Annotated in this window: 8 protein-coding genes and 4 pseudogenes; 4 read left to right on the top strand and 8 right to left on the bottom strand. The window is 61.0% G+C overall.

Annotated elements, in window-relative coordinates; translation table 11 throughout:
- On the top strand, positions 1-598 hold a 598-nt coding region (locus BDOA9_RS36485), incomplete at its 5' end, for an IS256 family transposase (protein WP_025038844.1).
- Positions 599-640: 42 nt separating this feature from the next.
- Here BDOA9_RS36485 and BDOA9_RS36480 read toward each other — a convergent pair.
- From BDOA9_RS36480 to BDOA9_RS36470, 3 genes are all read right to left on the bottom strand, one after another.
- Positions 641-1,093, bottom strand: coding sequence for a PIN domain-containing protein (locus BDOA9_RS36480; protein ID WP_042337232.1), 453 nt, complete (start codon positions 1,091-1,093; stop codon positions 641-643).
- Between the two features lie 2 nt (positions 1,094-1,095).
- Positions 1,096-1,554, bottom strand: coding sequence for a helix-turn-helix domain-containing protein (locus BDOA9_RS36475; RefSeq protein ID WP_025038843.1), 459 nt, complete (start codon positions 1,552-1,554; stop codon positions 1,096-1,098).
- Between the two features lie 231 nt (positions 1,555-1,785).
- Positions 1,786-2,106: a transposase gene (locus BDOA9_RS36470; protein WP_152033762.1), complete on the bottom strand. Its 321-nt coding sequence runs from the start codon at positions 2,104-2,106 to the stop codon at positions 1,786-1,788.
- Positions 2,107-3,222: 1,116 nt separating this feature from the next.
- On the opposite strand from BDOA9_RS36470, the gene BDOA9_RS37550 reads away from it, so the two are divergent.
- Positions 3,223-5,640 (top strand): Ulp1 family isopeptidase, encoded by a 2,418-nt coding sequence (locus tag BDOA9_RS37550; protein WP_025038841.1) that lies wholly within the window; start codon positions 3,223-3,225, stop codon positions 5,638-5,640.
- Positions 5,641-6,295: 655 nt separating this feature from the next.
- Here the strand turns inward: BDOA9_RS37550 and BDOA9_RS37535 are convergent.
- From BDOA9_RS37535 to BDOA9_RS36445, 4 genes and pseudogenes are all read right to left on the bottom strand, one after another.
- On the bottom strand, positions 6,296-6,709 hold the full coding sequence (locus tag BDOA9_RS37535; RefSeq protein WP_025038840.1) for a hypothetical protein: 414 nt from the start codon (positions 6,707-6,709) through the stop codon (positions 6,296-6,298).
- 14 nt (positions 6,710-6,723) lie between these two features.
- A pseudogene (locus tag BDOA9_RS36455) lies at positions 6,724-7,173 on the bottom strand (DUF7007 domain-containing protein); the annotation flags it as partial.
- A pseudogene (locus tag BDOA9_RS37530) lies at positions 7,164-7,616 on the bottom strand (transposase); the annotation flags it as partial. The pseudogenes BDOA9_RS36455 and BDOA9_RS37530, both read right to left, overlap by 10 nt.
- Positions 7,617-7,671: 55 nt before the next feature.
- Positions 7,672-8,420, bottom strand: a pseudogene (locus tag BDOA9_RS36445) (IS256 family transposase); the annotation flags it as partial.
- 554 nt (positions 8,421-8,974) lie between these two features.
- Here BDOA9_RS36445 and ltrA point away from each other — a divergent pair.
- Entirely contained in the window at positions 8,975-10,384 is a 1,410-nt protein-coding gene (ltrA, locus tag BDOA9_RS36440; RefSeq protein WP_025038838.1) for a group II intron reverse transcriptase/maturase, read from the top strand.
- A 576-nt stretch (positions 10,385-10,960) separates the two neighbouring features.
- Here ltrA and BDOA9_RS40000 read toward each other — a convergent pair.
- Entirely contained in the window at positions 10,961-11,344 is a 384-nt protein-coding gene (locus BDOA9_RS40000) for a hypothetical protein (RefSeq protein ID WP_042337227.1), read from the bottom strand.
- A 959-nt stretch (positions 11,345-12,303) separates the two neighbouring features.
- On the opposite strand from BDOA9_RS40000, the pseudogene BDOA9_RS36430 reads away from it, so the two are divergent.
- Positions 12,304-13,290 (top strand): annotated as a pseudogene (locus BDOA9_RS36430) (transposase); the annotation flags it as partial.
- Positions 13,291-13,348 lie beyond the last annotated feature (58 nt).

The following is a 13,348-nucleotide window of genomic DNA, read 5'->3' as shown; positions in this document are numbered from 1 at the left end:
GGCCGAGACGTTCTGGACCGCGTTCCTGCGCAAGCTCGCCCGCCGGGGCTTGCGTGGCGTCAAGTTGGTCGTCTCCGACGCCCACGAGGGCATCAAGGCCACCGTCGCCAAGGTGCTCAACGCCACCTGGCAGCGCTGCCGCGTGCACTTCATGCGCAACGCGCTGGCGCATGCCGGCAAGAGCGGACGGCGCGTCGTCTCCGCCTTCATCGCCACCGCGTTTGCCCAGGACGATGCCGAGGCGGCACGCGCGCAATGGCGGCGCATTGCCGATCAGCTGCGTCCCAAACTGCCCAAGCTCGCGGCGTTCCTCGACGAGGCCGAGACCGATGTGCTGGCCTACATGAGCTTCCCAGCCGCGCACCGGGCCAAGCTGCACTCGACCAATCCGCTCGAACGCGTCAACGGCGAGATCAAGCGGCGGACCGAAGTGGTCGGCATCTTCCCGAACGAGGACGCCATCACCCGCCTGATCGGCGCCATCCTGCTCGAACAGAACGACGAGTGGGCGGTTCAACGCGGTCGCTACATGACACTGGAAACCATCGCCCCGTTGGGCGATGATCCCGCCGTCAGCTTCCCGGCAATCGCCAGCTGACCGATCCGGCCCATGCCGGCGAACGCGGTGAACTGCACTCAGCTACACCACGCCACGGGACACGATCTCCGCAATGAAAGCGTCAGCGGTTTTCGCCTCCATGTTCAGGTCGGAAAGAACTGTCGCTGGAAAGTCCTTAAGGTTTTCAGTTACGATCATTGCGGCCTGCGTCTTGGCCGCCGCAGCAACAACGTGGTGATCGCCGGGATCGGGCAGACCCGCCGCAACCGACAAGAAGTTGTCAAAATCTGTAACCATGGCGTCTTCGAAGGCAGCTTCCATGCTGGCGCGCGCCCGCTCCGCGCGCGCCGTTGCATCGTCCAAGCCTTTGCCGCGCAAAATTTCCTCGATGGCTGCCTCGGTCTCATCCAGGACGCGGCTCGACCAGCGGAGACGAAAAAACTCCGCCTCCGCCAAGGAGAGAAGCAGGTTCCTTTTGAGCGCGCTCGCAAGCGAGCACGCATCGATGAATGCGGTGAAGCGGTTTGCAAACAAGCTTACAGGTGCTCCGCGTCCCGCTCAGCGAGATTCGCAAGCGCGTTGCCCCGCTTCTCATCACGCATGCGCTTATAGGCGAAGAGGTCCTCCGCCCTAATCCTGCGATGACGTCCCACTGTCACGTGCTGAATTTCGTTCTTCTCGAGCAGCGAGACCAGAAACGGACGCGAGACATTCAGGATGTCGGCAGCTTGCTGGGTAGTCAACATCTCATGCACAGGCACGAGCGTCACCGCATCGCCGCGACCGATATGCCGCAGCAATTCCATCAAGAGACTCGACAGGGCCGGTGACAAGGTGATCTCAGCGGCCTTTTGCGTATCATCGAGCACGCGCAGTTTGGCATCTCCTGTCGCATGCGACGCGAGTATCTGGCGGAGCTGGTTGGCTGCCGCCTTCTCGCTCGCGGAAGGCAGGCGAGTACCTCCCAGCTCTTCGGCATACGCTGGCATCGTCATTGTAGCTTCTCCCCTGGAGGCCTTGTATGTAGGCGATAATCGAAATAAACGCAACAGGTGAAATAAACGAAACTCGTTCAAGTTCCAGTCAGTGTGGGCTCCCTGCCCCTGGTCGAGCAGCTCAATTCAGGGTGAGACTTTCGGGGACCGGACAGGCATGGAAATGCCAGGGAATCGGCACAATGGGCAACCGCCCGGTGAAGTCCAGATGCGATCGCAAAGCCTTCTGGCCTAGGAATAAATTCCGAAATGAAGGTCATGCGAACAACTTATCCGTGCTAAAAAATCGCGATCGACTTTCAGTTGTCCGACCTTGGCGTGCAGCTTCTCGATCTCGCGTTCGCGCACGTCCTCGCTCTCCCGTCCGAGACCCGCGTCAAAAGCCTGAGCCGCATGGTCCAGCTGCTGCTTCTTCCAGGCATAGATCTGGTTCGGGTGAACCTCATAGCGCTCGGCCAGATCGACCACCGTCGCCTGCTCCCGCTCGGCTTCCAGCGCGATCTTTGCCTTCAACGCCGCGTCGATCTTCCGTCGTGTCTTCTTCGCCATCATGCCCTCCGTCTATCAACGGAGCGGCCGTTTTCCAACTTTGCCTCTGGTCCCAAACCGGGGTCCATTTCAAGTCCTGATGGTCCCCGAAAAGCCGTTAACGATCGAGGTGAAGGTGCCGATCGTAGCCATTGTCTCATCCTGTGTTTTCTCGGGCCGCGCCAACCGCGACCTTGATGGCGGTCGAAAGACCGGAGGCAATCGACCTGCACCCGAAGGGCCGCAATGAAATGGAGGGCGGCCGGCCGCGACCTTCTTGCATCGCGATGCCGGCAGTAGAAGAAAGTCGAGGACGGACGTTGCGGGGATGAGATCGAGAGCGCGCGAAGCGGAATCGACCCTCGGTCAGACCAGCCTTAATCGAGGACGCAGATGGTGCGCCCGTCGCGAAAACATCGGAGATGATGCCTGGCATTCCCTGCCCTCCCGATCAGGCAGCAACGGATCCGGGCTGTCGCGACACGGATTTTCCTCAAGCAGGCCGCCGTGCGACCGCGTCCCCGATGAGAAGCGTCCGGTTCGCAACTTGGGAGAACGTGAGGTGATGGCTTTGGCAGGATAGACAGCGAGGACCTATGCCGACCATTGCCGCGCCGAAATTACCGCTGATGATCGTCGGAAGCGTGGGCTTCAGCAATCTGGGGTCGACGGAATTAGAAATGGCACCCGCTGTGCTTCGGCGGCGAAGCGGCTTGGACATTTGCACTCAACGGCGAATAGAACGCACACGAACGCCATGCGGATCACGGAGCCAGTGTTTGCCCAGAAGCGATCAGCATGCGTGATGCACTCGACCGAATGAATATTGATACAGTGCTCCGTGATATTTCACTGCCCGCGGCCGCCAGAGAATTCGGCAATTGCGGAGGTATGGCACTTGCCAAGAGGCGACCTCATCGTCGGACAGCGGCTGTTATCGAGCGGACACCGGCTGCGCCAAGTTAACGGAGCTTGCGTGCCAAGATGCGCTGTGAAGTTCCCGAAGCCGCTATCGCCCTCAACGAGCAAGGAGGTGTCGAAGCGCTAATTCCCAAAGCGAACGCTGGCATGGTCGTCAGCCTGTCGTCAGGCTGCAACGGTAGGCTGCTGTGTCTTTCCTAAAGTCGAGTCGAGGTCGCTATGGATGCCAGCAGATTCAATCCATTCCTTTCGGACCGGCAAGGTTGGGATGACTCCGCGTTGGCAGAGCAACAGGCAGGTCAGGGGCGGCAAGCGGACGAGGCTTCGCATCCCAGCTTTGAGCAGCGCTTGGACGAGGCGCGACAAGTCGATGCGGCCCCCGTCTCACAGCGTGGCCGGCGCCGCCGTATTTCGGCGGAAGATGAGGCCCTCATCAAGGACGCAGCTCGCAACAGCCATCGATCCGAAATGGCTACCAAGAATTATAGCGCCAGCCTTCGCAGATTTTCTGAGGCGCTAAACCGCGAGGGCCACCAAATCACTAAGCTAGATCATGAAACACTCGTCAGGCGCGCCAAAGAGCTGCTTCCGAACGATGGGTGCCTCTTTCAGGGATTGAAGGTCATCGACGAGTTTCGGCGGGCCTCATCTGGCGCAAGCAGCTCATTGCATAACCAGGGGGAAGCTGGTCAAGGGCCGATGCTCGCCGTCGCGCCCGAGAAGCTTTCGAAACAGTTGATCGGGCAACAGCGAGACCGGTCTCCCCCTCATCTCTCTAATGAAGACGCCTCCCTCATCGACAATGCCATGCAGTCAGCCGGTGAGCGCGGGGGATTAAGCGCGACGACGGTCCATAAGTATACAACCCGTCTTCGTCGGCTAGGGAACGATCTTGCGCGCAATGGTCAATCGATTTCCGCGCTCGACTACGATTCGCTAGTGGTTTGCGCAGGAAAATACACTAACCCTGGATTTAGGACGGCCGTCCGCTGTCTTGCGGAGTATCTTGACCCGGCCCGTAGGAGGCCCCGGCGGCCCCGGCGAATTATTCCGACGGAAGACGAGGCCCTCATCGAGAACGCAGCTCGCAGCAGCAATCGACTCGCAGGGTCTATCATGGCTTATAGCGCCAGCCTTCGCAGATTTTCTGAAGCGCTCAACCGGGAGGGCCACCACATCGTCAGTCTAGATCACGAAACACTGATCAGGCGCGCCAAAGAGCTGTTTCCGAACGATTCACCGCTCATGGGTGGGTTGAATATGATTGACGAGTTTCGGCTCGCGGTGGCCGCCTCTGGCGCAAGCCGCTCAGGGGATGCCGGTTTGTATCCTCAAGACGCCGCTCTCATCGATGGCGCGCTCGGCCAAGCCTTGAAATATCTTAGAACCCCGACGGCGGAGCTAAGGCGATCTGCGCAGATGCGGGCTACGCGTCTTCGTAACCTGAGTGCCTGGCTTAAGGAAACTGGTAGGGAGAGCATGGCTGGCCGCCTTAACCGTTCCAATCAGGAGGCATTTGGGCTGCGCGACGATGTGGTCGCATTCAAGCTCGCTGGGCGCACGTTACACTATACCGATTTGTCGCATCTTCGAAGCTACTTAGAACTCGTCGGAGCGAACCAAGCCCTGGGGCTACAAGCGCCTCAGCAGTCCGCTTTGCCAGCCAGGGGCGCTGGGTGGCCCAGCTCGCCGCAGACGCTTCCCGCAACCCCGCCTACCCCGAGCGAGGGAGCTTGGGCTCTGTTGAGGCAGCAGATGCAAGAACCCACTTCGCCATCAATTGCCAGAGCTCGCTCAGACACCTACGGCGGACTTGCGTCGTTTGTTGATCTGAATGCGCCGACGCCCTCGGAGTTGCGCGATGATGCTCACTTTGCGCCTGCGCTGTCTGCTAGGGCTCCAACAGGCAGCTACCGCGGCCTCTCTTTGGTTGACCTGACTACGCCTACGCCGTCTGGGCTAAGCGATGAGGCTCATTCTGTGCGGGCGTCTCCGACCTCTTCCTCGGATGCTCCGATTGGCACGTCAGCTCAGGCAGGGTCGCTGCACGGCCGCAGCGGTCTAGCACTCGGCGACGAGGAGTGGCTCGGCGATGAGCATATTGCGGCGGATTATGCGCTCCTGGAGCAGGAGTTGCAGACGGACAATCCGGATTTGGCCGCACGGACGCGGTTCGCGGATCCTCTCATAGCCAACTATCATCTGCGCTTGGGCGCCCCCGATGTCTCGCTATCGGCCTTCCAGCGCATGGTCTTTGATCGGAATGGAACAGACGTCGCCGACTTCCTGTTCCTGCCCGTGAATGATGCCAGTGCGACCGACCCTGATCACCGCGGCACCCATTGGTCGCTGCTGTTCGTTGATCGTCGCGATCGGGAAAGCCCGGTCGCCTATCATTACGACTCACTCCGAAAACGAAACGGTGATGTTGCAGCAATGCTCGCACAACGGCTGGGTGCCCGCCTAGAGTTAGCCCCCATGGCCCAGCAGCAGAACAGGTTTGATTGCGGCGTCTTCTTGGTGGACGCCACGAGGACGCTGGTTGGACGATTGGCGCAGAGACAGCCGCCAGCCGGGCTGCGTAACCTCGTCGCCGACCGGCAGGCACTGCAAAATCGACTCAGGGGCTGTTTCTGAGCGGCACATCTCAATCAGCTGTTGCCAACCGGATATTGCGCGCGAAGCGCGAGGCCTCCCGCGCAGACTGCGCCGACCTTGCCGAGGCAGACCTCGGCCGCCATCCGCTCGAAGCCCGCGCGTTGGAACCTGCCGGCTGCGGAACGTCCGCTATCGAACGATGATGTTGGACGTTCCGCAGCCGTCTTCAATCTCCTGCGCGAGTTGCTGTGGATCGGCAGTAACTCTGGTTGAAACCGCATGCGCTGCAGGTCGGATCCCTAAAGCTTGCACCTCGGTGCCGACACGCCCGACCAGAACAGAGACGTCTTGCTTTAAAATCAGCCTTGTCTATAGCCCGACAATCAGGGGTTCTTCCGCACATTTGGTGCAGCATGAGCGATCGATGGTTGGATTGGTTGCCCGATCGCTCTCAAGCAGCCAGGAGGACGCGTCGACGCAATAGTGGGTAGCCTGCCCGGCCATACATTTGTCTTTCGATGGCTTTGATCCTGCTGATCTGGCCTTCGACCGGACTGGTCGTCCAGGAGGTAGTTATTGCCGCTTAGACTGCGTCGATGTCGCGCGCGATGTCGTTGGCGAAGCTCCTGAGCTCGCTGTTGCCTGCTTGTGCGATCCATTCATCGAATTCGGCGATGTCGCAGCATGCGTGGCGTCAGCGATGGCCGCCCTCGATCTGCCTGCGCGATGTTAGCCCAGGGCCCCGGCGATCGACCGGACCGGGAGACGATTGTTTAGGGGCACCGCCATGGTCGCGCACAAACCCCTGGCGCAGGCAGTACGCCTCGACGGCCGCATCCTGCCGGGCGAACTTTCGCGAAAGCGCGTCGATCTCCGGCTGGCGCTCGGCCGCAATTGCCGCGAGGCGCGAGCGATATTGCTCGAGCAATGCAGTCGGATCCGGAGCCTTGCCGCGCCGGTAGCGCGTGCCTTTTGGCTTGAGCCGCGGAATCATCGCTGTCATCCGCTGCATGATCTGCCTGTCGATCAGGTCAAGCTGGCGTTGGATTTGTCGCCGCGCTTCCTCCCTGCGTGCGAGTTGAACGAGGCAAACGGAAGCGAGCGTCACGATGCCCTCCGCTGCTAGCCGATGAAGTCCGATGGTCCGCCGCAAACATGGTGACGCTCCGGATCGACCACAAAGCCGAAACGCCCGACTTCGTATTTGCAAGACGGCACGAGAAAGCGCCGCTCCTCCGTGCCGGCCCCGCGCCGGCCACCGGATGTGGCCACGCACTCGACGAACCCCTTCTGGTGGCTGGAGCTGATCGCCGAGATGACGATCCAGTCATCGGCATGCGTCTGCTCGAAGGCCCGGCGATCTTTCTCGTAGGACTCGCCAGAGCCGAGGATCGTGCCGGAGATCGCTTCCCATGCATCCGGCCGGTTGTCCTTGATCGTGCGCTCGGCGGCACGCCGCTCGTGGCTCGTGAACAGATGCGGAAAAGTGCTGGCGACGATCGCCCAGGCGCTATCCTCTTCGTAGTAGCCGTCATCACTGCGCAGCATCGGATGAACCTGCGCGCTGCGCTCAGGGAGGCGTCGATGTGCACGATCTCTCCAGTGGCGATCTTCGCCACGAGGCAGGCTTGAACGGTTCGTTCGAAGATGCGGCGGAAACGATCAGCGCCCCAACGCTGGCGTATGCGGGTTAGCGAAGAATGGTCAGGCAGAACCTCGTGAAGGTCGTAGCCGATGAACCAGCGGATCGCGATGTTGACCTGGGCCTCCCGCAGGAGGCGCCGATCGTGAACGACGCCCAGGAGAAACCCAGCCAGCATCAGCCGAAGCGCAGCCTCCGGATCAATCCCCGGCCGGCCATTGTCGTTCCAGTAGAGGCCCGCCACTTCGCCGCGAAGCCAGGAGAGATCCAGCATCCGATCAGCCTTGGCTAGGATGTGATCGTCGGGGACAAGCTGGCGTAGCGAGCTGGTGATGAACAGTTCGAGTTGCCCGCGTTCCTTGCATCCCAGCATCGCCCTTGATCCTATCGCGACTCACCTTCACATGGAGTGAATCAGCGCCGTCGCGGTTCTTCAACACCCCCACGCGGCGGCGCTGCCAGCTGGCGTTGAGCACCTTGGCGACGGTGGCCTTGATGCCCTCGTGGGCGTCGGACACGACGAAATTGACGCCGCGCAGGCCGCGGCGGGCGAGCTTGCGCAAGAACGCGGTCCAGAACGTCTCGGCTTCGGATGGCCCGAAGTCCATGTCGAGAACCTCGCGCCGGACGTCGCTGTTGACACCAACTGCGACGATCGCCGCCACCGACACGATGCGCCCGTTCTGGCCCACCTTCACGTAGTGGCGTCGATCCACAGATACGGCCAGTCGCCCTCGATCGGACGGCCGAGGAAGGCGTTCACCTTGTCATCGATCTCACCGCACAGCCGGCTCACTTGGCTCTTCGAGATGCCGGTCATGCCCATGGCCTGCACCAGGTCATCCACCGAGCGGGTTGAAACGCCTTGCAGATAGGCTTCCTGGACAACGGCGGTGAGCGCCTTCTCGGCCATCCGGCGCGGCTCTAAGAAGCCCGGGAAATAGGAGCCCTTGCGCAGCTTGGGAATACGCAGTTCGACCGTACCGGCCCGGGTCTCCCAGGTCCGGCCGCGGTAGCCGTTGCGCTGGGCCAGACGCTCGGGGTTCTTCTCGCCGTAGCCTGCTCCGGTCTGGCTTTCGACCTCCAGCTCCATCAGGCGCTGGGCGGCAAAGCCGATCATCTCGCGCAACAAATCCGCATCAGGGGTCTTCTCCACGAGTGTTCGCAGGTTCATCATGTCGTCGGGTGGTTCCTCGGTTGCGTTGGCGTGTCGCAACCCGATTCTACCGGAGAACTGCCGATGACCACCGCAAAGCCGCCCGCCCGCTACGGCGCTATGTGAGAGCGCGCGTCCGGGCGGCTTTGCTCTACCGAGCTACACCACCACCGGGGAGTACGTCATGCCAAGCTGATGAGTGCTTGTGGGTGCAAGTCCCATCCGGCCAAAGCCGTAGCAGGCAAGCCGGGACCGAGTCTTGCGGGCGTCGCGGGCACGCGGGGTCTGAAGTGTAGACAGGAGCCATGCGGGGTGCGGGAATGAGCCTCGAAAGGTGGATGTTCGCGGAGGCCGAGTGTGTTCCCTAAGCACGAAGGCTGCACGAGCATCGTCGATACGCGAGACGATGCCGCTCCGTCGGGGTCGATGGCCGCATCACGCATGGAAGGCAATCATCGGAACATGAGAGGCCCGACCGGGTCCATTGGATTGGTCTCCAGTGGGGGACAGCGGCAAGGCACTGCCAGAGCCGTTGTCCGAGCTGAGGTCGGGAGTCGGACTGGTCCATAGTACCTATGAAGTCGTCGAAGGAAACGAGACGTATGGAGGGAAGGGGCCAGCCCGAGGGGAGCCCGCGCGAGAAGGCCAGGGTCCGGACACAGAGCCGGGTCGCCTTGCCGCCGAACCTCGAGCGGGTGAACGCGGCGGCCAGCCAAGCCGCCCAAACCCGGTTCACGGCCCTGCTGCATCACATCGACGAGGACGCTCTGCTTCGGGCTTTTCGACGACAAAAGCGGCAGGCCAGCGCGGGGGTCGATGGGGTAACGGTGGCGAAGTACGAAGAGGGGCTCACGGATAACATCCGTGACCTCTGCGCACGAGTCCACACTGGTCGCTACCGGCCACAGCCGGTGCGGCGAGTCTACATCCCAAAAGCCGATGGCGGTAAGCGACCTCTCGGGGCGCCGGCGCTAGAGGACAAGATTGTCCAAAGCGCCGTGGCCGAGATGTTGAGCGCCATCTATAAGGCCGACTTCCTCGGCTTCTCCTACGGCTTCCGGCCGGGGCGCAACCCGCACATGGCGCTTGATGCCCTGCATACGGCGATCATGAGCCAGCGTGTGAACTGGGTGCTCGATGCCGACATACGCAGCTTCTTCGACTCGGTCGACCACGAGTGGCTGTTGCGGATGGTGGCGCACAGGATCGCCGATCCTCGCATTCTACGGCTCATCGGGCTGTGGCTGCGGGCCGGTGTTCTGGAGAGCGGCGAGAAGCAAGAAACGGACAGGGGTACTCCGCAAGGGGCGGGCATCAGCCCGCTCCTCGCCAACGTCTTCCTGCACTACGTCCTCGATCTCTGGGCCCACCAATGGCGCCGTCGCCATGCACGCGGTCGCGTTGTGACCGTGCGCTATGCCGACGACTTCGTCATGGGCTTCGAGAGCAAGGCGGATGCGCAGGAGATGCTCTTGGCCCTCAAGGCGCGGCTCGCCAACTTCGGCCTGACGCTACATGAGGACAAGACGAGGCTGATCGAGTTTGGCCGGTTAGCGGCCCTCTCGCGTCAGCGGCGCGGCGAGCGGCGGCCCGAGACCTTCGCCTTCCTCGGCTTCACCCACTACTGCGGGCGGACCCGGGACGGCCGGTTCATGGTGAAGCACAAGACGGAAGGGAAACGCCTGACGCGCAAGCTGACGGCGTTGCGCCAGGACGCCTGGCGGCTCATGCACGAGTCACTGGCCACGCAGCACGAGTGGTTCGCCGCTGTTCTGCGAGGACACTATGGCTACTACGGCAGGCCGCACAATTATCCAGCGCTCAACGGCTTCTACCGCGAAGTGCGTCGGACGTGGATGCGCTGTCTGAGACGGCGCAGCCAGAAAAGTCGGCGCATGGGCTGGTCGGAGTTCGAGACCCTGACGGCACGCTTCCGTCTGCCCGGTCCACGCATCACTCGCACTTGGGCGCAGGCGCGGATATGACGCGGGTTACCCTCGGGAAGAGCCGGGTGCGGGAAAGCCGCCTGCCCGGATCTGTGAGGGCGAAAGCCAAATGGCTGAGCTACTCGACCACGACCGGGTTCGCTAACTCGTCTGTCGATTGCCCTGCATTCACGGCGCTGGGCTACGATACCATCCTCCCGCTGTGGCGCCGACCATTGCGCAAAAAAAAGCCTTGCCCACGGTTGAGATCGGGGCAGGGCCCGGCATTCCAACTTGTAAATGAGGATGGTCAGGTAACTAGGTGTTTAGTCCCAGGCTTTGACGGTGCATTCTTATCGCACGATTCGAAGGATGCGCTATGGGACAAGTTTTACACGGCTGCGCCACCACGACGGAGGCAGTCCGTCGAGCAATACAAGCCCCGGCTCGAAGCCAGGGCTTTTGTTGAGCTATTCATCGCCGCGCAACTCTCACAAGCGCACGGTGCCGTTGTTACCAGGCATCTCATCCTGTCGAAGCGGTCGGTTTCACTCCGCCGAAGACTCAACGTAAGCCGACGATGTCGACTTACGTTGCTCCGCCGCCTGCCGCAACACGAACGCTTACAGATCCGCGTTACATAAAGTCACCGTCCTCGTCGGAATCTGCTGCAGTTTCAGTATCACTGTCCGCTTTGGAGAGATAGCGCCGAGCACTAGTTGCACGCTGCCATTCACCATCGCTGTTTAGCTCCCACTTTCCGGACTGGGTGGGATCGAGCACCATGTCGTCCTCATCCACTTCAACGAATCCCATGGCTTTTGCGCGGGCTTTCGCTTCTGGATTAGCAGGACGCCAGTTCACCAACGGTCGTTCGCCGTCTTGCCGAAGTTGATGCTCGAGCAGAATATCGCCAGCATTAGTGGCAAGCGGATGAGCCACCTGAAAATCGACAATTGAGGTGACTTCACTTCTTCCAGGGAACTGGTCTCGCCACCTATCGCTTTCGAACTCCGTCATGCTGAATCCCCGTTCCGTCCTTTGGAGGCCGACACACGTATTTCCTAATTGGTAGCTGTAGTATCGGGCGTCCTCGGAATCTCTTCTGACGGCGTACTTCTCGGCAACGTCTGCTGTGCGCCTAGCTCTTTCGGATACAAACTCAGAGTACTCCTGAGGATTATTGGCGATTCGGTTGATTGCGTCGCCGTGAAAGTTCCTCGCTTCTCTCCTGAATGTCGCTTGATCGATCTCGAACACGGGAGGTCTTGAAACGAGGGAATAATTCGGATGCGAAGATGAGCTGTCAGCGGAATCCTGCAATCGCATTCTAGCGAACGCATCCGCGAAGTCTTGGCCTTCAGTATCGGAATGCTCAGCATTTCCCCAATGATAGCTTTCATTCCCGGACCAATTGTTAATTCGACCGTACATGACGAGCGCACTCCTATGAATCATACGTTGCATTGTGTTCAGGTCAATTTGACCTTACCCGCCTGTAGACAGCTTAGCTGTCCGGAGCCTGACGCCCGCGTATGAATGGCAGACAGGTGAGCTGATAGGTCGGGGCTGGTGATCGCGCGCAGTTCAGTGCGCTCCTCTCCGGAGCGCACAACTTGATAAACTCGGCTCGAATCGAGTTCTGTTGGGCGGCGGCGATCAAGGTGAGACCTCGTATTGCCGCATGTAGCGATGTTCCCGATAGACCTCTTGTTGCCTCATCTATTTTGCTCCCTAGCCAGGGGAGCGAAGGAAGCCGGTCGCACAACTGGTGGGCATTCCGAGCGCGCCGATGTCGCTTTCGGTCCTCGACCGAGCGCTTGCCAAGCCAACAGACCGGTGATCGGGCGTGGTCAAGGCCGCCAGCCGCCGAAGGCGGTGGCGCAGCGCGCCAGCCTTGAGCACGGCCGATCACCGGTCTACTTCACACCGCCGTTCCTTCATCGAGCAGCGGCCGGCTTTCCGGTGATGCGTCGTGGGAGCCCGCAACTGCCCAAGCCTGGCTCGCTGCTCATCCCACGATCGCGATCGTTGCCCGTGACCGCGGCGGAGGATATGGCCAAGCAACAGCAAAAGCCTTGCCGCACGCGGTACAGGTCGCAGATCGCTGGCATCTGATAGAGAACGCCAGTCGCGCCTTCCTCGATGCTGTTCGCAAATCGATGCGCCAGATACGCACAGTGATCGGTGCGACCACGATTGATCCCAAGCTGCTAACAGCCGCAGAGCGGATCCAGTATGATGGTTATCTGTACCGCGAGGAGACCAATGCGGCTATCCTGGCTCTGTCGAAGAATGGCATACCCATCAAGCAGATTGTGCGCCAGACTGGTCACAGCAGGAAGCTGGTACGACAGGTGATCCGGGGCGAACGAAGCGATGTCTTCCGGACCCGGCAAAGTTCGTTGGACTTGCATTTGCCATGGCTCGACGATCAGTGGGCATCCGGCTGCCGCAACGGAGCTGAACTTTGGCGCCGGTTAACGGGGCGCGGCTTCCGAGGCTCGCTCCGCGCTATCAGCGAGTGGGCGACCCGTAGGCGACGGGCCGAAAAAGCCGACGCACAAATTCTTGCGCGGATCCCGTCAGCCAGAACAATTGCGCGCCTCATGACAATCGGGCGGGATTTGCTTACGAAAGCGGAGTCCGTCACGGTCGCGGCAATCGAAGCTGGCGTACCAACGCTGGTCGAGACACGCGAGATCATCGCGGAGTTCCACAGGATGATCCGGCGCAAGGCCGACGCAGGGCTCACGCCGTGGATCGAACGCGCCCGTGCCAGTCTTGTTGCCTCGTTCGCCAGCGGCGTCGCAAAGGATGAAGCGGCGGTTCGGGCGGCAATCACTTCGCCTTGGTCCAACGGGCAGACTGAAGGTCAGATCACCCGCCTCAAGCTCGCCAGACGACAGATGTACAGTCGCGGAAAAATCGATCTGCTTCAGGCCAGATTAATCGGCGCAGAATAATCGGAGCTGCACCAAAATTGCGTCAGAGCCCCCTTTGGACGCCGATCGGGGGTCCCAG

The sequence above is a fragment of the Bradyrhizobium sp. DOA9 genome, from assembly GCF_000617845.2.
Lineage (GTDB): Bacteria > Pseudomonadota > Alphaproteobacteria > Rhizobiales > Xanthobacteraceae > Bradyrhizobium.
The sequence above is the reverse complement of the archived record's forward strand: the minus strand, read 5'-3'. Positions and strand labels throughout refer to the sequence as shown.